Origin of the sequence: Ottowia sp. (assembly GCF_035325765.1) — a bacterium.
Classification (GTDB): Bacteria; Pseudomonadota; Gammaproteobacteria; order Burkholderiales; family Burkholderiaceae_C; genus Ottowia.
Genome location: NZ_DAOKZG010000006.1, coordinates 61626 through 80574 on the forward strand (window position 1 = coordinate 61626; position 18949 = coordinate 80574).

General features: G+C 69.1%; 16 protein-coding genes. 13 read left to right on the plus strand and 3 right to left on the minus strand.

The genetic code is table 11. From position 1 onward, the window contains the following. Positions 1-3 precede the first annotated feature (3 nt). The 10 genes from PKA16_RS03990 (at position 4) to PKA16_RS04035 (ending at position 13042) form a co-directional block, all read left to right on the plus strand. Positions 4-2214: a TonB-dependent receptor gene (locus tag PKA16_RS03990; RefSeq protein WP_324400631.1), complete on the plus strand. Its 2211-nt coding sequence runs from the start codon at positions 4-6 to the stop codon at positions 2212-2214. Positions 2215-2258: 44 nt separating this feature from the next. After that, on the plus strand, positions 2259-4349 hold the full coding sequence (locus PKA16_RS03995; RefSeq protein WP_324400633.1) for a PQQ-dependent dehydrogenase, methanol/ethanol family: 2091 nt from the start codon (positions 2259-2261) through the stop codon (positions 4347-4349). Positions 4350-4593: 244 nt separating this feature from the next. After that, positions 4594-5061: a (2Fe-2S)-binding protein gene (locus PKA16_RS04000; RefSeq protein ID WP_324400634.1), complete on the plus strand. Its 468-nt coding sequence runs from the start codon at positions 4594-4596 to the stop codon at positions 5059-5061. 23 nt (positions 5062-5084) lie between these two features. Beyond that, the gene (locus PKA16_RS04005; RefSeq protein ID WP_324400636.1) at positions 5085-7457 is read left to right on the plus strand and encodes a xanthine dehydrogenase family protein molybdopterin-binding subunit; all 2373 of its coding nucleotides are present in this window, start codon (positions 5085-5087) and stop codon (positions 7455-7457) included. Positions 7458-7470: 13 nt separating this feature from the next. Further along, the gene (locus tag PKA16_RS04010) at positions 7471-8262 is read left to right on the plus strand and encodes a xanthine dehydrogenase family protein subunit M (RefSeq protein WP_324400638.1); all 792 of its coding nucleotides are present in this window, start codon (positions 7471-7473) and stop codon (positions 8260-8262) included. 135 nt (positions 8263-8397) lie between these two features. Next, positions 8398-9327: a MoxR family ATPase gene (locus tag PKA16_RS04015; RefSeq protein ID WP_324400641.1), complete on the plus strand. Its 930-nt coding sequence runs from the start codon at positions 8398-8400 to the stop codon at positions 9325-9327. A gap of 28 nt (positions 9328-9355) precedes the next feature. After that, positions 9356-10609: a VWA domain-containing protein gene (locus tag PKA16_RS04020; protein WP_324400643.1), complete on the plus strand. Its 1254-nt coding sequence runs from the start codon at positions 9356-9358 to the stop codon at positions 10607-10609. A gap of 18 nt (positions 10610-10627) precedes the next feature. Continuing rightward, positions 10628-11197, plus strand: coding sequence for a carbon monoxide dehydrogenase subunit G (locus PKA16_RS04025; RefSeq protein ID WP_324400645.1), 570 nt, complete (start codon positions 10628-10630; stop codon positions 11195-11197). A gap of 80 nt (positions 11198-11277) precedes the next feature. Next, positions 11278-12348, plus strand: a complete 1071-nt coding sequence (locus tag PKA16_RS04030) for an XdhC family protein (protein ID WP_324400647.1) — start codon at positions 11278-11280, stop codon at positions 12346-12348. Then, on the plus strand, positions 12338-13042 hold the full coding sequence (locus tag PKA16_RS04035) for an NTP transferase domain-containing protein (RefSeq protein ID WP_324400649.1): 705 nt from the start codon (positions 12338-12340) through the stop codon (positions 13040-13042). Before PKA16_RS04030 ends, PKA16_RS04035 begins: the two co-directional genes overlap by 11 nt. Positions 13043-13426: 384 nt before the next feature. Here the strand turns inward: PKA16_RS04035 and PKA16_RS04040 are convergent, their stop codons facing one another. After that, positions 13427-14107: a C40 family peptidase gene (locus PKA16_RS04040; RefSeq protein ID WP_324400651.1), complete on the minus strand. Its 681-nt coding sequence runs from the start codon at positions 14105-14107 to the stop codon at positions 13427-13429. A gap of 238 nt (positions 14108-14345) precedes the next feature. Between PKA16_RS04040 and PKA16_RS04045 the strand changes: the two genes are divergently transcribed. Next, complete coding sequence (locus PKA16_RS04045) at positions 14346-15458, plus strand: PQQ-dependent sugar dehydrogenase (RefSeq protein ID WP_324400696.1); 1113 nt, start codon at positions 14346-14348, stop codon at positions 15456-15458. A 60-nt stretch (positions 15459-15518) separates the two neighbouring features. On the opposite strand, the gene PKA16_RS04050 is transcribed toward PKA16_RS04045, so the two are convergent. Together PKA16_RS04050 and phaP are read right to left on the minus strand one after the other, a co-directional pair. Beyond that, positions 15519-16577, minus strand: a complete 1059-nt coding sequence (locus PKA16_RS04050; RefSeq protein WP_324400653.1) for an extracellular solute-binding protein — start codon at positions 16575-16577, stop codon at positions 15519-15521. Positions 16578-16928: 351 nt separating this feature from the next. Then, positions 16929-17483, minus strand: coding sequence for a TIGR01841 family phasin (phaP, locus tag PKA16_RS04055; protein ID WP_324400654.1), 555 nt, complete (start codon positions 17481-17483; stop codon positions 16929-16931). Positions 17484-17715: 232 nt separating this feature from the next. Here phaP and PKA16_RS04060 point away from each other — a divergent pair, with 232 nt between their 5' ends. Next, positions 17716-18156, plus strand: a complete 441-nt coding sequence (locus PKA16_RS04060) for a thioesterase family protein (RefSeq protein WP_324400656.1) — start codon at positions 17716-17718, stop codon at positions 18154-18156. Continuing rightward, positions 18153-18872, plus strand: coding sequence for a nitroreductase (locus tag PKA16_RS04065; RefSeq protein WP_324400658.1), 720 nt, complete (start codon positions 18153-18155; stop codon positions 18870-18872). The genes PKA16_RS04060 and PKA16_RS04065 overlap by 4 nt, the downstream gene beginning before the upstream one ends. Positions 18873-18949 lie beyond the last annotated feature (77 nt).

Here is an 18949-nt window from a genome sequence, read left to right on the forward strand (position 1 = left end):
GCAATGAGAGCTGGGTTTGTGTCGGCCGCCGGAAGGCCCGTCCCGGACTGGATGCACGGCGCGGCGCGTCTGCCGCGCCAGCGCCGCCAGGCGGTGCTCGCAGCCGCAAGCCTGGCTTGCTGGGTGGGGCAGGCTTGCGGGCAGGCGCCGGCGCAGCCGCCCGACAGCGCGCCCAGCCTGCCCGAAGTGACGGTCACGACGCCCGCCGGCGCGGTCCCGAGCTTCGAGCTTGCGGGGTCGGCCGACCGGGTGGAGGGCGAGGCGCTGCGCGAGGACCGCCTGCAGGTCAACCTGTCCGAGGGCCTGGCCGGCGTACCCAGCCTGCAACTGCTGAACCGCTCCAACTACGCGCAGGACCTGCAGTTGTCGATCCGCGGCTTCGGCGCGCGCTCGACCTTTGGCGTGCGTGGCGTGCGCCTGTACGTCGATGGCATCCCGGCCACGCTGCCCGACGGACAGGGCCAGACCTCCAACATCGACCTCGGTTCGGCGGACCGGGTCGAGGTGCTGCGCGGGCCGTTCTCGGCGCTCTACGGCAATTCATCGGGCGGTGTCGTTCAGGTGTTCACCGAGGAAGGGCGCGGCCCGCCCGCGCTCGATGTATCCACGGCCGTGGCCAGCCATGGCACCGGGCGGGCGGGCTTCAAGCTGGGCGGCAGCAACGGGCGCCTGAGCTATCTCGTCAGCGCCAGTCGCTTCCACACGGACGGCTGGCGCGCGCACAGTCGCGCCGACCGCGAGTTGTTCAATGCCAGGCTCGGCCTGGACCTGGGCGGCGGTGACAAGCTGAGCCTGGTGGCCAACCATGTGACCGTGCGCGCCCAGGATTCGCTGGGGCTGAACGCGCAGCAACTGCGCACCGACCCACGCCGCGCCAGCGCCGCGCTGGCGGACCAGTACGACACCCACAAGGACGTCGAGCAAACCCAGTTCGGTCTGACCTATGAAGGGCGCCTGGGCCACGCCAGCGCGCTGCGCCTGATGGCGTACGTGGGCCGGCGGGACATGCTGCAACTGCTGGCGATCCCGGTCGCGCCGCAGCGCAACCCGACGCATTCCGGCGGGGTGGTTGGCTTCGTGCGCGACTACGCGGGCGCCGATGCCCGCCTGAGCACGCGCGGCGACCTGGCCGGCCGGCCCTGGGACCTCGTTGCCGGGCTGGCCTGGGATGACCTGCGCGAGCGGCGGCGCGGCTACGAAAATTTCATCGAGAGCGGCGGGCAGACGGAGCTGGGCGTGGTGGGTGCGCTGCGGCGCGACGAGCGCAATCGGGTCAACAACCTCGACCCGTACCTGCAGGTCGGCTGGCGGCCCGCGGAGCCCTGGCGACTGGAGCTGGGCCTGCGCCGCAGCAGCGTGCGGTTCTCGTCACGCGACCACTATATCGTCGGGGCGAACGGCGACGACAGCTACGCCGCACGCTACCGGAAGCTGCTGCCCACGGCCGCGCTGCGCTGGCAGCCGAGCCGCGACCTGGCCGTGTACGCCGCCTTCGGCCGCGGCTTCGAGACGCCGACGCTGAACGAACTGGCCTACCAGGCCGGTGGCGCGGGCGGCATCAATGCCGAACTGCGGCCGGCGCGCAGCAACAACCTGGAACTCGGCCTGAAGGCCCGGCTGGGCGGCGGCCTGCTGACGGCGGCCGTGTTCCAGACCGGCACCCGGGATGAGATCGTCACCCTCGCCAATGTCGGGGGCCGTTCCACCTACCAGAACGCCAGCCGCACGCGGCGTCGCGGGCTGGAGCTGTCCTGGCAGCACGAGACGGCGCGGCACTGGCGCACCCAGATCGCCTATACGCTGCTGGATGCGACCTATCGTGCATCGTTCTGCGCGCCCGCGCCGTGCACGCCCGCCAGCCAGGTGGCCGCGGGCAATCGCATCCCCGGCATCGCGCGCCAGGTGCTGTATGCGAACGTGGGCTGGATGCCGCCGGAGGGTTGGCATGCGGGCGCGGAGTTGCGCGTGCTCTCCGGCATCCATGCCGACGACCGCAACAGCGCCCGCGCGCCCGGCTACGGCCTGGTCTCGCTGCACGCGGGCTACCGGCGCCAGCTCGCCCGCTGGCGCCTCGCCGTCTTTGTCCGGGTCGACAACGCGCTCAATCGGCGCACCGTCGGCTCGGTCATCGTCAATGAAGGCAACGCGCGCTACTTCGAGCCGGCACCGGGACGCAACTGGGTGCTGGGCCTGAGCGCCGTGCATGCCTTCTGACCACGGCCATTGCCACCCCTTCCAACCCGACCGAGGAGACACCGATGAGACGCTTTACCATCCCCGCTGCGCTGGCCAGTGCCGGCCTGCTGCTGGCCTGCGCGCCCACCGTGACGCAGCACAGGCAGGCCGCGCAGGTCGATACCCGGTTCATCGAGGCCAACGTGGCGCGTGGCACGCCCGAATGGCCTGCCGTCGGCCTGGACCACGGCGAAACCCGCTTCAGCCGCCTGGACCAGATCAACACCGGCAACGTCGACCAGCTCGGCCTGGCGTGGTCCTACAACCTCGAAAGCACGCGCGGCGTCGAGGCCACGCCGCTGGTGGTCGACGGCGTGATGTATGTCAGCGCCGCCTGGAGCGTGGTGCACGCGATCGACGCGCGCACCGGCCAGCGACTCTGGACCTTCGATCCCGGCATCAACAAGGAGGCCTGGGGCTACAAGGGCTGTTGCGACGTGGTGAACCGCGGCGTTGCGCTGTGGAAGGGCAAGGTCTACGTGGCAGCCTTCGATGGCCGGCTGATCGCGCTCGACGCCGCCAGCGGCAAGCCGGTCTGGCAGCAGGACACCTTCGCGGGCCAGAAGGGCAGCTACACCATCACCGGCGCGCCGCGCATCATCAATGGCAAGGTGATCATCGGCAACGGCGGCGCCGAGTACGGCGTGCGCGGCTACGTCACGGCCTATGACGCCGAGACCGGCAAGCAGGCCTGGCGCTGGTTCGTCGTGCCGGGCGACCCCGCCAAGCCGTTCGAGAACGCCGCCATGGCCCAGGCCGCCAAGACCTGGGATCCGGCCGGCAAGTGGTGGGAGGTGGGCGGCGGCGGCACCGTCTGGGATTCGATGGTGTACGACCCGCAGCTCAACCTGCTCTACATCGGCACCGGCAACGGCTCGCCCTGGGCGCGCGCCAAGCGCAGCCCGGCCGGTGGCGACAACCTCTACCTGGCCTCGATCGTCGCGCTCGATCCCGACACCGGCGAATACAAGTGGCACTACCAGGAGACGCCGGGCGACAATTGGGACTTCACCTCGACCCAGCCGCTGATCCTGGCCGACCTGAAGATCGAGGGCAAGCCGCGCAAGGTGATCCTGCACGCGCCCAAGAACGGCTTTTTCTTCGTCATCGACCGCACCAACGGCGCGTTCATCTCGGCCAAGAACTTCGTCGACGTGAACTGGGCCAGCGGTTATGACAAGCAGGGCCGGCCGATCGAGAACCCGGCGGCGCGCGACGGCAGCCAGGTGTTCGACATCCGGCCCAGTGCCTATGGCGCGCACAACTGGCATCCGATGTCGTTCAACCCCCAGACCGGCCTGGTCTACCTGCCGGCGCAGCACGTGCCACTGGGCCTGGTCGACGACAAGAACTGGAAGCCGAACCAGCCGGTACCGGGCGTTGCCATGCCGGGCCGCGGCTGGAACCTCGCGCGGAGCCCGAGCGGCTCGACGACCCAGCCCATGGGCCGGCTGCTGGCCTGGGACCCGGTGGCGCAGAAGGAAGCCTGGCGCGTCGAGTACATCTCGCCCTGGAACGGCGGCACGCTGACCACGGCGGGCAACCTGGTGTTCCAGGGCACGGCCGACGGCCGCATGGTTGCCTACGATGCCACCAACGGCAAGAAGCTGTGGGAGACGCCCACCGGTACCGGCGTGGTGGCCGCGCCTTCCACCTACCTGGTCGACGGCAAGCAGTACGTCTCGGTGGCGGTCGGCTGGGGCGGGGTGTACGGCCTGATGAACCGGGCTTCGGAGCGCCAGGGGCCCGGCACGGTGTTCACCTTTGCGATCGGTGGCAAGGCCAAGGCGCCGGACTTCGTCGCCTACCGCAATACCCGCCTGCTGCAGGGCGTCAAGTACGATGCCGCCAAGGCCCAGGCCGGAGGCGCCGTCTACCTGGCCAACTGCCTGTTCTGCCACGGCGTGCCGGCGGTGGACCGGGGCGGAGCGATTCCCAACCTGGGCTATTCCGATGTCTCGGTGATCCAGAACCTGGACCGCTACGTGTTCGATCGCGCGTCCGCCGAACGTGGCATGCCCAACTTCAGCGGCCAACTGACGAAGGATGACGTCGAAGCGCTGAAGGCCTTCATCCAGGGCACGGCCGACTCGGTGCGCACCGCGAAGAAGTGATGAGCCCATCGGTCGCCCGGCCCGGGCGGCCTCCTGCTTGGCGCCGGCGTCCGGGTTGGCCGCTGCGGGTGGCCGGGGCGTGCCCGACCCCGCCTGCCGAGACCCGGGCACGTCTCAATCTGAGAATATTCGAGCTCTCCGGGAGAAAACCAGGGTTTGTCCTAGGTGCAAGACCGCCACTTGTTTCAAGAATAGAAAAGTTTCCCCATCCACCTTCAACCCCCATGACAAGGAGACGCCCGCGATGAAAGTCGAGCTCAAGGTCAATGGCCAGGCGGTGACCGCCGACGTGCCACCCAACACGCTGCTGGTGCAGTTCATTCGCGAGCACCTGCGCCTCACGGGCACCCACGTGGGCTGCGACACGGCGCAGTGCGGCGCCTGCACGGTGCTGGCAGACGGCCGCTCGATCAAGTCCTGCAACACCCTGGTCGCCCAGATGCAGGGAGCCGAGATCACCACCATCGAGGGCGTGGCCGCTGCCGACGGCACGCTGCATCCGGTGCAGGCCGCCTTCAAGGAGCAGCACGGCCTGCAGTGCGGCTACTGCACGCCCGGCATGGTGATGAGCACGATCGACCTACTGAAGGATCATCCCAAGGCGAGCGAACAGGAGATCCGCGAACTGCTCGAGGGCAACCTGTGCCGCTGCACGGGCTACCAGAACATCGTCAAGGCCGTGCAGGCCGCCCAGCAGGCCATGGGCGCCTGAGGCCAACGAGAAGGAGACACACCATGGGTGCCAACGAATTTGCCAAGCTGCCGCACATCGGCGAGTCGATGAAGCGCAAGGAGGACGTGCGCTTCCTCACCGGCGTGGGCAACTACACCGACGACGTCGTCCAGGCGAACCAGAAGTACGCCGCCTTCGTGCGCTCGCCGCACGCGCACGCCATCATCAAGGGCATCGACACGGCTGCTGCCGCCGCCATGCCGGGCGTGGCGCGCATCTTCACCGGCAAGGACATCGAGGGCAAGATGGGCGGGCTGCCCTGCGGCTGGCTCATCAGCAACCCCGACGGCTCGCCGATGAAGGAGCCGATGCACCCGATCCTCGCCATCGGCAAGGTGCGCTACGTCGGCGACCATGTCGCCATGGTCGTCGCCGATACCCAGGAGCAGGCCAAGAACGCCGCCGAGGCGGTCGAGGTCGACTACGAGGTGCTCGGCGCCGTGATCGACATGAAGAAGGCCAAGGATGGGCCGGCCCTGCACGACGAGGCGCCCGACAACCACTGCTACAAGTGGACGCTGGGCGACAAGGCCGCCGTGGACGCGGCGTTCGCGTCGGCCGCGCATGTCACGAAGCTGGACATCACCAACAACCGGCTGATCCCCAACGCGATGGAGCCGCGCGCCGTCAACGCCAGCTACAACCGCGCCACCGACGAGTCCGTGCTCTACGTGGCCAACCAGAACCCGCACGTCGAGCGCCTGCTGATGACGGCCTTCGTGCTGCAGTGGCCCGAGCACAAGGTGCGGGTGATCGCGCCCGACGTCGGCGGCGGCTTTGGCTCCAAGATCTTCCTGTACGCCGAGGACGTGGCCGCCACCTGGGCCGCCAGGCAGCTGAACTGCGCCGTCAAGTGGACCGCCGAGCGCAGCGAGTCCTTCGTCAGCGACGCACACGGGCGCGACCACGTCACGCATGCCGAAATGGCGATGGACAAGGACGGCAAGTTCCTGGCCATGCGCGTGCACACCGACGCCAACCTGGGCTCGTACCTGTCCACCTTCGCCTCCAGCGTGCCGACCATCCTGTACGGCACGCTGCTGGCGGGCCAGTACACCACGCCGCAGATCTACGTGGAGGTGGATGGCTGGTTCACCAGCACGGCGCCGGTCGATGCCTACCGCGGCGCGGGTCGCCCCGAGGCCGCCTACCTGATCGAACGCCTGGCCACGCGCTGCGCCTGGGAGATGGGGCTGTCCCAGGACGAGATCCGCAAGCGCAACTTCGTCACCCAGTTCCCCTACCAGACGCCGGTGGCGCTGCAGTACGACACGGGCGACTTCCATGCCTGCATGAACGAGTCGCAGAAGCTGGCCGACGTGGCCGGCTTCGAGGCGCGCCGCAAGGCGAGCGAGGCCAGGGGCCTGAAGCGCGGCATCGGCTACTCCAGCTACATCGAGGCCTGCGGCCTGGCGCCGTCCAACATCGCCGGGGCCCTGGGCGCGCGCGCCGGCCTGTTCGAGGCTGGCGAGGTGCGGGTGCACCCCACGGGCAGCGTCACCGTGTTCACCGGTTCGCACAGCCACGGCCAGGGGCACGAGACCACGTTCGCCCAGGTGGTGGCGGCACGCCTGGGGATCGACCCGAGCCAGGTCGACATCGTGCACGGCGACACGGGCCGCATCCCGTTCGGCATGGGGACCTACGGCAGCCGCTCGCTGGCGGTGGGCGGCTCGGCCATCATGCGGGCGCTGGACAAGATCGAGGCCAAGGCCAAGAAGATCGCCGCGCACCTGATGGAGGCCTCGGACGCCGACATCGAATTCTCCGGTGGCGAGTTCAAGGTCAAGGGCACGGACAAGAAGATCCCGTTCGCCCAGGTGGCGCTGACCGCCTACGTGCCGCACAACTACCCGCTCGACAAGCTGGAGCCGGGCCTGAACGAGACCGCGTTCTACGATCCGACCAACTTCACCTATCCGGCCGGCACCTACATCTGCGAGGTCGAGGTCGATCCGCAGACGGGCGTGGTGCGCATCGACCGCTTCACCACCGTCGACGACTTCGGCGTCATCATCAACCCGATGATCGTCGAGGGCCAGGTGCACGGCGGACTGGCGCAGGGCATCGGTCAGGCGCTGCTGGAGCACGGTGTGTACGACCCCGATTCGGGCCAGCTGCTGACCGGCAGCTACATGGACTACCCGATGCCGCGCGCCGACAATTTCCCCGAGTTCAAGCTCGGCCACGTCTGCACGCCCTGCACGCACAACCCGCTGGGCAGCAAGGGCTGCGGCGAGGCCGGCGCCATCGGTTCGCCGCCGGCGGTGATGAACGCGGTGCTGGACGCGCTCGCCGGCCTGGGCGTGAAGGACCTCGACATGCCCGCCACCCCGAACCGGGTGTGGCAAGCCATCCAGAACGCCAAGGCCTGAAAGGAGCAGTCACATGTACGCATTCACCTACGAACGCCCCGCGACCCAGGCTGACGCGGCGAAGCTGGCCAAGGCCGGCGGCAAGCTGCTGGCCGGCGGCCAGACCCTGCTGGCCTCGATGAAGCTGCGCCTGGCCGCGCCCGAGCAGCTGGTGGACCTGGGCGCCATCCCCGAACTGGCCGGCATCCGACGCGAAGGCGGGCAACTCGTCATCGGCGCCATGACGCGCCATGCCGACGTGGCCGCCAGCGCCGAGGTGCGCAGCGCGATCCCGGCGCTGGCGCAGCTGGCCAGCCTGATCGGCGACAAGCAGGTGCGCCACATGGGCACCCTCGGCGGCTCGGTCGCCAACAACGACCCGGCGGCCGACTACCCGGCCGCCTTGCTGGCACTGGGCGCGACCATCCACACCACGGATCGCCAGATCAAGGCCGACGACTTCTTCCAGGGCCTGTTCGCCACGGCGCTGGAGGAAGGCGAGCTGATCACGGCCGTGAGCTTCCCGATTCCCAAGCGCGCCGCCTACGCCAAGTTCGCCCAGCCGGCTTCGCGCTTCGCCCTGGTCGGCGTGTTTGTCGCACAGTCCGATGGTGGCGTGCGCGTCGCCGTGACCGGAGGTGGCAACGGCGTGTTCCGCCATGCCGGCATGGAGGCGGCACTGGCGCAGAACTTCTCGGCCGATGCGGTCAAGGGAGTGGCGACCGACGAAAGCCAGATGTCGAGCGACCTGCACGGCAGCAGCGCGTATCGCGCCCACCTGGTCGGCGTGATGGCCGGACGCGCCGTGGCTCAGGCGCTGGCCTGACATCGGGCGTACCATGGCCCCAGGGCCGTCCGGCAGCGGATGGCACTGGGGCCTCGCGCTTTGCGGGCGGGCAGGTGGCGCCTCATCGGCGCATCCTGGCCCGTGCCCCTTCATTTCATTGCGTCTCGAATGCCCATGCCTGTACCTTCCGCGCCCGCGGCACCTGTCTCATTTGCCTCGATCGACGCCTTGATGGCCGCGCTCGAGGCCCAGGGCTACTTCCCCGACCGGCGCCTGGCCACGGCGGTGTTCCTGGCGCTGAAGCTGCAGCGACCGCTGCTGCTGGAAGGCGAGCCCGGGGTCGGCAAGACCGAGCTCGCCAAGACCCTGGCGGCCGTGCTGGGGCGCGAGCTGCTGCGGCTGCAGTGCTTCGACGGCCTGGAACAGCGCGAGGCACTCTATGAATGGAACTACGCCGCCCAACTGCTGCACCTGCGCGCCGCGGAGGGCAGGGCGCCCACGGCCGAGCTGGAACAGGAGGTCTATCAGCCGCGCTACCTGGTGCGTCGGCCCCTGCTGCAGGCGCTGCAGGCACCCGAACCCGGCGCGCTCCTGCTGATCGACGAGGTCGATCGTGCCGACGAGCCGTTCGAGGCCTTCCTGCTCGAATACCTGGGCGAATACCAGGTGAGCATCCCGGAGCTCGGCACGGTGCGGGCGGCCGTGCCCCCGGTCACCATCCTGACCAGCAACCGCACGCGCGAGCTCAACGACGCGGTCAAGCGCCGCTGCCTGTATCACTGGCTCGACTATCCCGAGCGCGAGCGCGAACTGGCCATCGTGCGCGCCCTGGTGCCCGAGGCACCGCAGGCGCTTGCGGCGCAGGTCGCGGCGTTCGTGCAGCAGTTGCGCAGCACGCCCTACGGCGGTCAGTTCCAGCGCGCACCCGGCATCGCCGAGACGGTGGAATGGGCGCGCGCCCTGGTCGCGCTGGACACCGTCAACCTCGACCCCGAGGTGGTGGTGGACACGGCGGGCATCCTGTTCAAGCAGCGCGACGACGTTGCAGCACTCGACCAGGCGCTGGCGGCCGAGGCCCTGCAGGCGGCGCGTGCGGCGGCCTGATCCGGGTGGTGCGGGAAGGAATCCGAGCATGACGCAGGAGCCCGGCGCCGCAGCCGCAAGCGCGGTCCCGCGCGTGTCGCAGCTGGGCGATGCACGTCGCGGCAAGCTGGCTGGCAACCTGAGCGCCTTCGGCCGGACGCTGCGCCGTGCCGGCGTGCGCGTGGACGCGGCGCGCATGGCGCTGGCACAGCAGGCATTGCAGCACGTCGGGTTGACGCACAAGGCCGACGTCGGCGCGGCACTGGAGGCCGTGCTGGTCAGCCGCGAGCAGGACCGCGCGGTGTTTCGCGAACTGTTCGACGCCTTCTTTCGCGATCCGGACCTGGCGCACAAGCTGCTCGCTCAGATGCTGCCGACCGCCGAAGGGCGGGCCAACCCGAGCCCGCAGCGCCCGCGCGTGCGCGAAGCGCTGGCGCCGCCCAGGGCGCGCCCGCCCGGCGAGGCGGCCAAGCCGGACCAGGAAATCGACCTTGATGCCGCCATGACGGCGAGCGAACTGGCGCGCCTGAAGTCGGCCGACTTCAATCAGCTCAGTGCCAGCGAATACACCCTGGTCGAACGCCTGGTGCGCGACATTCCGCTACCGCTGCCGACGGTGGCGGCGCGCCGCACGCGCGTCGGCAGTCGCGGCGCGCGCATCCACTGGAGCCGCACGCTGCGCGGCGCGGCCCAAAGCGGCGGCGACGTGATGGTGCTGCGCCGCCTGCAGCGGCGTCGCCAGCCGCTGCCGTTGCTGGTGCTGGTGGACGTGTCAGGCTCGATGGAGCGCTATGCGCGCCTGCTGCTGGCCTTCCTGCACGCCGCCACCGGGCGCGTGCGCGTGGGTGGGCAACGCATCGTGCTGCGGCGCGACGTGTTTGCCTTCGGCACGCGCCTGACCGATCTGAGCGCCGCGTTTCGCCTGGCGGACACCGACGCCATGCTGGTCGAGGCGGGGCGCGCGATCCAGGACTTTGCCGGCGGCACGCGCCTGGGCGAATCGCTGGCCACGCTGCGTGCTCGGCACGTGCGCCGGCTCGTGGGCCGCCGTACCCTGGTGCTGATCGTGAGCGACGGCCTGGACACCGGCGAGCCCGAGCTGCTGGCACGCGAACTGGCCTGGCTGAGGCTCCATTCGCGCCGCATCCTGTGGCTCAATCCCTTGCTGCGCTTCGATGCCTACGAGCCGCTCGCGCGCGGCGCCGCCGTGCTGCACCGCGCCGCCGACGGCATGCTGGCGGTGCACAACGTGACCAAGCTGAAGGAGCTGGCCAGCGCCATTGCCAGCCTGATGAAACAGTAACTTGAGAGGAGTGAACCCATGGACATGCAAGGCAGCCGCCAGCTTGCAGTGACCCAGCAACAGGCCTGGGACGCGCTGAACGATCCCGAGGTGCTCAAGGCCTGCATCCCGGGTTGCGACAGCATCGAGGCGACGGGCGAGAACGCCTATGCGCTCGTGAACGCGATCAAGATCGGCCCGGTGTCGGCCAGGTTCAAGGGTTCGATCCAGCTCGCCAACGTCAACGCGCCCACCAGCTACACGCTCAACTTCGAGGGCAACGGCGGCGCTGCCGGCTTCGGCAAGGGCAGCGCCGACGTCACGCTGACGCCGAGCGACGCCGGCTGCGAACTGGGCTACACGGTCACGGCCACGGTGGGCGGCAAGATCGCCCAGGTCGGCCAGCGCCTGATCGACGGCGTCGCCAAGTCGATGGCCGAGAGTTTCTTCAAGCGCTTCGACGAGGAAATGCAGGCGCGCCATCCGGCGCCCGCCGAAGCGGCAGCGGCGCCGGTGCAGGCCCCTGTGCCCAGTGGCGGCATTCCAGCCTGGGTCTGGATCCTGGTCGCCATCGTCGTCATACTGGCCATTGGCTACGCATTGCGCTGAACATCGCATCGGCGCGCGGGAACACCGGACCGCGTCGCAGAACCAAGGAGTTATCGGCATCGAGCGAAAGGAGTCGCGACATGGAAAACCTGGACGTCACCGTATTGCGCGCGCTGCGTGACTGGCGCCAGGGCGGCCGGCAGGCCGTGCTGGCCACCGTGGTGCGCACCTGGGGTTCCTCGCCGCGGCCGATCGGCTCGATCATGGCGCTGCGCGACGATGGCGCGGTGATGGGCTCGGTCTCCGGCGGTTGCATCGAGGACGACCTGATCGCGCGCTACCGCAACCCGGACGCCGCCGATGCCCTGCCGCACAGCGGGCCGCCGCAGTTCGTCAAATACGGCGTCACCGCGGACGAGGCGCACCGCTTCGGCCTGCCATGCGGCGGCACGCTGGAGGTCCTGCTGGAGTTCGACCCCGAGGCCGACCAGCTGGTGGCGCTGCTCGAAGCCCAGGAGCGTGGACGCCTCGTGCACCGGCGCGTCCGCCTGGCCGATGGCCATGTGACGCTGGAGCCGGCCGAAGTGCCGGCCGACCTGATCCTGACGCCGACCGAGCTCGTCAATACCTTCGGCCCGGTGTACCGCATGCTGATCATCGGTGCCGGCCAGATGAGCGAGTACCTGGCGACGATGGCGCAGTTCTGCGGCTTTGCGGTCACGGTGTGCGATCCGCGTGACGAGTACCGCAGCTCCTGGAGCGTGCCCGGCACGCGCGTGGTCTCGTCCATGCCGGACGATACGGTGACCGAGATGCAACCCGACGCCCGCACCTGCGTCGTGGCGCTCACGCACGATCCAAAACTCGACGATCTGGCACTGCTGCAGGCGCTCGACACCCCGGCCTTCTACATCGGTGCCATCGGCAGTCGGCGCAACAACGCCGCCCGCCACCAGCGCATGATCGAGCACCTGGGCCAGACCGAGGAATCGCTCCGGCACCTGCGCGGCCCGATCGGCATCTACATCGGCAGCAAGACGCCGCCGGAGATTGCTGTCAGCGTGATGGCCGAGATCCTGGCCGTGAAGAACGGCGTGCCGCTGCCGCGTGACATGGACGTGGCCTACGTGAAGGACCAGCAGGGGCTGCTCGCCTCCGAGGCGGTGTGCCTGCTGCCGCGGGCCGAGCAGGACGCAACGGTTGACGGCTGAGGTTCGCCCAGCCGGCGCGGCGGCCGACCCCGGCCCGATTGCCGCGGTCGTGATGGCGGCGGGTGCGGGGCGCCGCTTCGGCTTTCGGCCCAAGTGCCTGCTGCGGCGCGACGGCGAGGCGCTGCTGGCACGCCAGTTGCGCCTGCTGGCCGAGGGCGGGGTGGGGCGCCAGCAGGTCGTGCTTGGCCACCACGCGTCGGACATGGTGCCCCTGTTGCAAGCGCTGCGAAGCGAGCCGCGGCACGCCGGCTTGGCCTGGACGGTCAATCCCGCGCCGGACGAAGGTCCCGGCTCCTCGCTGCGCTGCGCGCTGGCGGCGCTGCCGGCCGATCTGGAAGGGGTGCTCGTGCTGCTGGGCGACCAGCCACTGCTCGAGGTCGGCGACATCCGCGCCGCCTTGCAGGCGTGGGACGCGCGCGCCCCGGGCATCGAACTGGTGCTGCCGGTCCATGCCGGCGAGCCCGGCCATCCGCTGGTGTTCGGTGCGCGGGCGCGGCAAGCCGTCATGGCCGCCTCCGGCGGCGCGGGCCTGCGCGAATGGCGCCGTGCCCACCCCGACCAGGTGCAGGCCCTGGCAGTCGACCACGCGCGCTGCACCACCGACCTCGACAGCGAGGAAGACCTGGCGCGGCTGGCAGCCCGGCAGGGCGTGGCACTGCTTTGGCCGCCCGAGCTGATCCGACCCGTCCAGTGATCCCGCCCGGGTCGTGGCCCGATCCCTCGAGTCGGAAGCTGCGAAACCGACGTGGCGTTTCATGTTGTCAGGTGCCTGGGACGAGCCCCGTCGCGGCACGGATCGGCGCATTCCGCCGCGGTTTCCAGGGTGAACGAATCCGGTGTGGCCGAGAGGGCCGTCAAGACCTGTCCGGGCGAGGCGCGAAGCGCCGCAACGGCCTCAGCCATTGCTCCGCCCTGTGTCTCGCGTTTGCGAGGCGACCGTCACCGGGGACCGGTTCAGCGCTGCCCCGATTTCCCGGTGCAGTCTCGCCAAAAAAGAGGGCCCTTGCGGGCCCTGTACCTTTGGAGGAGGTAAAAGCAGAATTCGGTTGCGCCGCCGGCCAGTGCCTGGCGTAGTGTTTCAGATGTTGCCAGATGCCGGAAATACCTCGGTCGACGGCAGCGGTGCCGGCGCCAGCGCGCCGCCCAGGCGTGGCACGGTGTCGTGCAGCACGGCCGGCGCAGGCGCGTCGGCCTCGTCCCGCGCCGGGGATGAGGCCGCCAGCAGCGCTGGCACGCGCGCGTGCAGGGCCCGGCGCGCGCCATTGAAGCGCGCCTTCCAGTAACGCGTATTCATGCTTTCGATGCGCACCGTGGCGCCGCGGCGTGGGGCATGGATGAACTGGCCATCGCCCAGATAGATGCCAACGTGGCTGTAGGCGCGGCGCAAGGTGTTGAAGAACACCAGATCGCCCGGCCGCAACTCCTCCTTGCCGATCTTGTCCGTCGCGGCCGCCTGTTCGACGGCGCGGCGCGGCAGCAGCAGGCCCAGGGCCTGCTCGAAGGTCGTGCGCACGAAGCCGCTGCAGTCGAAGCCGGTGTCCGCGGAGTTGCCGCCACGCCGGTAGGGAACCCCCAGGAACTGCATTGCGTTGCGCACCAGTTCGTGCGCGTGGTCGGTCGCCTGGTGAATCGCCTGCCCCAGTTGCGGCGCGGCGCTGGCGTGCGCGGGCGCCGGCATCAGCCGACCTGACGCTGGTTCGGCGTGTGCCAGTGGCAGGCTGGCGCTCAGTGCGATCGAGATGAAGAGGATCCTGCGCATGTCCCGAGAGTCGAGAGGAGTTCGGGTTCGCCAGCACGCTGGCCGCGAACCCCGGACAACGCTCGAAGACGGTGCCCAGCTGTTGCTTTCCGGCTGCAAGAGCCTTGCTGCCGCGAAGCATTGTAGTGTAGGGGTCGAAACGGGACAATGGGGCGCAGGCCCCCGATCTCTCGGGGGTTGATGCCGTGCAAGGCGGCCGAGGTTGGGCATGAGACGGACATGGCTGGGGCGTCGATTGATGCGGGCGGGTGTGATCGCCGCGCTCGCCGTGCCCTGGCTGGCAGGCGGGGCGCAGGCGGCGCCGCGGGTCGAGACGGTGGCCGGTGGCCTGGAGCACCCCTGGGCCGTGGCCTTCCTGCCGGCCGGGCGCTTCCTGGTCAGCGAACGGCCGGGTCGCCTGCGCGTGATCGAGGCCGACGGCCGCCTGGGCGCGCCGCTGCAGGGCCTGCCGCCGATGGCTGCCGGAGGCCAGGGCGGGATGCTCGACGTCGTCACCGACAGCGACTTCGAGCGCAATCGCACGATCTACTTCTGCTATTCCGAGCCAGGGCCTGGGGGCAGCAATGGCACGGCACTCGCGCGGGCGCGGCTGGGTGCCGACCTGAAGGAGCTGGAAGCGTTGCAGGTGATCTTCCGCCAACACCCCAAGGTTGCCAGCCGTCTGCATTTTGGCTGCCGCATCGTCGAGCGGCGCGTGGACGGCAAGCCGGACGGCACCCTGTGGCTGACCCTCGGCGAGCGCTTCTCGCGCCGCGACGCGGCGCAGCAACTCGACAACCACCTCGGCAAGATCGTGCGCGTGGGCAAGGACGGCCAGGTGCCGGCCGACAATCCGTTCGTCGGTCGCGCCGACGCCTTGCCCGAGATCTGGAGTCTCGGCCACCGCAATGGCCAGGGTGCGACCCTGGCGCCGGACGGCGCGTTGTGGATGACCGAGCACGGCCCCATGGGTGGCGACGAGATCAACCTGCCCGAGCCCGGCCGCAACTACGGCTGGCCCGTGGTGAGCTTCGGCGTCAACTACGACGGCAGCCCGGTGGGGACGGGTGCCAGCGGCCAGCCGGGCATGGCGGCGCCGCTGCATCACTGGACGCCGTCGATCGCGCCGTCGGGCCTGGCCTTCCTGGCCAGCGACCGTTACGGCCCCGCGTGGCGGGACAATCTGTTCGTCGGCTCGCTGAAGTTCCAGTACCTGGCCCGGCTCGAACTGCGGGATGGCCGCGTGGTGGCCGAGCACCGGCTGCTGGAGGATCTGGGCCAGCGCATCCGGGACGTGCGCCTGGGCCCCGACGGCCTGCTCTACGTGGTCACCGACAACGCGGACGGACGGCTGCTGCGACTGCTGCCGTGACGAACCGGGCGCGGGCGCGAAACCGTGGCCCGAGACCCGGGCACGGCCGGCACGCGGGCATTACTTGAAGCCGACGCGATCCAGCATCTGCTGCACCTGAACCTGATGCGGGCCGACCGAGGCCACGGGGATGGTCTCGGCCTTGAACTCGCCGCTGCCGCCGGTCATGGCCTTGAGCGCCGGGTTGTCGGAGGTCACGCCCTTGGCCACCGGCCACTCGTTGTTGCCGTTGGCGAAATAGTTCTGCGCCGTCGGGCTGGCCAGGTATTCGAGGAACTTGATGGCACCTTCGACGTTCTTCGAATGGCGCGCCACGGCAGCGCCGCCGATGTTGACGTGCGTGCCCCAGCTCGACTGGTTGGGGAACACCACGCCGACCTTCTCCGCCACCTGCCGATCCTCCGGCTTGCTGGAGCGGATCAGGCGCGCCAGGTAGTAGCTGTTGGTGACCGCGATCTGGCATTCGCCGGTGGCCACCGCCTTGATCTGGTCGGTGTCGCCGCCCTTGGGCGACCGCGCCATGTTGTCGACCATGCCCTTCAGCCAGGCCTCGGTCTTCTCCGGGCCCATGTGCTCGAGCATGGCGCCGAACAGGCTCAGGTTGTACGGATGCGAGCCGCTGCGGATGCATAGCTTGCCCTTGTTCTTCGGGTCCGCGAGCTCCTCGTAGGTGTCCACGTCCTCCCGCTTGACGCGCATCTTGTCGTAGACGATGACGCGGGCGCGCGTGGAGAAGCCAAACCAGGGAATGCCGCCGTCGGCATCCGGATGCGCGCGCAACTGGGTGGGAATCGCCTCTTCCAGCACCTTCGAGCGGATCGGCAGGAACAGGCCGTCGTGCTCGCCGCGCCACAGGCGCGCCGCATCCACCAGCAGGATCACGTCGGCCGGCGAGGCACTGCCTTCCGCCTTCAGGCGCGCGATGATGCCGGCATCATCGGCGTCGACGCGGTTGATCTTGATGCCCGTGGTCTTCGTGAAGTCGCTGTAGAGCTGTTCGTCGGAAGCGTAGTGGCGCGCAGAGTAGAGGTTGATGGCGGGTTCGTCGGCATGCACGGGACCGGTGAACAGGGCGGCCGCGAGCGACAGCGTCGCGGCCAGCAGGCGGGTGGAACTCATGGGAGACCTTCTGGGAAACGAGGGGGGTCCGATCGGATCGGGCCGCCATGATAACGCAAACGAGAATCGTTCGCATTGTTGGGAGCGATGGATCCGTCCTGCGCCGACCCCGGACAAAAAAAAGGGCCGGTCTTGCGACCAGCCCTTGAAGGGATCCCTGAACCTGTGCGGTGTCGAAAGGATCCGAGGAGACAACCGGTTGGAGGACCGTGTCGGATCACCCAATGGGAAGAGCATTGCAGATGACATGCCATGCCCTTTTCATTGAGGCCTGACCCATTTGGGCCAGGCATCGGGAAACGTCCGGTGCGAGCCGGCGGCAGCGCGCTGGGGCGCTACCGCCTGCCTGCATCAGCGCTTCTTGCTGGCGGTCGTGGCGCTCTTGGCGACGTTGGTCGCGCTGGCGGCCACGGCGTTGAAGTTCGCCTCGGCCATGTCGGTGGCCTGCTTGACGGCCTTCTGCACCGACTCGAACGCGTTGTTGGCAGCAGCCACGGCGCTCTTCATCATCGCCACGGCGGTGTCCGAGCCAGCCGGTGCGTTCTTGGCGGCAGTGTCGACCATGTTGGCGAACTGGGCCTGGCTTTCCGCGACCTTGGCTTCGAAGGTCTTGCTGAACTCGCTGGTGGTGCCAGCGGCGATGTCATACAGGTGGCGGCTGTAGGCGGCCGTCTTCTCGGCCAGCGGCTGCAGCATGCTGGCTTGCAGGGCCAGCAGTTCCTGCGCGTCGCGCACCGACAGCAGGGCGTTGGCGTGCTCTTGCGACTCGGCCAGCGCGGCCTTGGCGGCCTGCAGGTTCAGCTCAACCAGCTTCTCGACGCCTTCGAAGGCCTTGTTGGTCAGGCCGTTGAGGGTGTCCAGGTTGGCCTTCTGGGCGGCCAGGAATTGGTCAGGGGTCAGCATCATGAAGTCTCTCCAGGGATCAGTGGTGGAACAGGTACTACGTTTCTCTGCCACACTGCTTCAGTTGTTTATGTTGCAGTGCAGCATGAGTTGAATTCTATGGATTCCGGGCCACAAATCAAGCTCTTTTGCTGCGGTGCATCAAATTTAGATGCACCTTTCTAACTGCGCTGCTCGCCCGGCGTCGCGCGGGCGCCGGGACGTGCCGCAGCGAGCCGCTGGCAGAATCGGGCCGATGAACGCCACCGCCCGACCGCAGCCCGGGATGCGCAGTCACTATCGCGCGTTTCGCCCCATCACCACGCGCTGGATGGACAACGACCAGTACGGCCACGTCAACAACGTCGTCTACTACGCCTGGTTCGACACCGCGGTGAACGCCCACCTGATCGAGCATGGTGCGCTGGATCCCGCGCACGGCAGCACGATCGGCTTCGTGGTCGAGACCCAGTGCCATTACTTCGCGCCGCTGGCATTTCCGCAGAACGTCGAGGCAGGCATCCGCGTGGCGCACATCGGTGCATCGAGCGTGCGCTACGAGGTGGGCCTGTTCGCCGAGGGGGCCGAGACGACCGCCGCCAGGGGGCATTTCGTGCACGTCTACGTGGATCGCACCACCCAGCGTCCCGTGGCGCTGCCATCGGTGCTCAGGAAGGTATTGGAGGAGTTGCTATGAACCAGTTGCATGCCGCCATCGCGGATCCCGCCAGCGTCGACGCGGCGATCGAGAATCGCTACTGCGTGCGGGCGTTCCGGCCCGATCCCGTGCCGCGCGCGATCCTGGAGGAGATCCTGCGCGTGGCGAGTCGCGCGCCCTCGGGCAGCAATGCGCAGCCATGGCGTGTCTACGTGCTGCAGGGCCGGTCGCGCGATGCGCTGGTGGAGCAGGTGTGCCAGGCCTACGACGCCGCATACCACGACCCCGAGCAGGCGGCGCGCTACCAGGAGGAATACGACTACTACCCACGCCATTGGGTCGAGCCTTACCTCGGGCGGCGGCGCCAGAACGGCTGGAGCCTGTACGGCCTGCTCGGCATCCGCAAGGGCGACAAGGACGCCATGCATGCCCAGCACCGGCGCAACTTCCGCTTCTTCGATGCACCGGTGGGCCTGATCTTCACGGTCGACCGGGTGATGGGGGAGGGCTCGCTGATCGACTACGGCATGTTCCTGCAGAGCATCATGGTGGCGGCGCGCGCGCGCGGCCTGCACACCTGCCCGCAGGCTGCCTGGAATTTCTACGGCAGCATCATCCTGCCGCATGTCGGTGCCGGTGCCGATGAGAAACTGGTGTGCGGCATGTCGCTCGGCTGGGCCGACGAGCAGGCGCCGGTGAACAGCTTCTGGAATCCGCGCGAGCCGGTCGAGTCGTTCACGCACTGGCTCGATTGAGCCGCGACGACCACGCTACACTGGGCGGAGCACGCCAGGCCCAGCGCGCGCGCCAGCCGCAGTGCACAGAGGAAGAC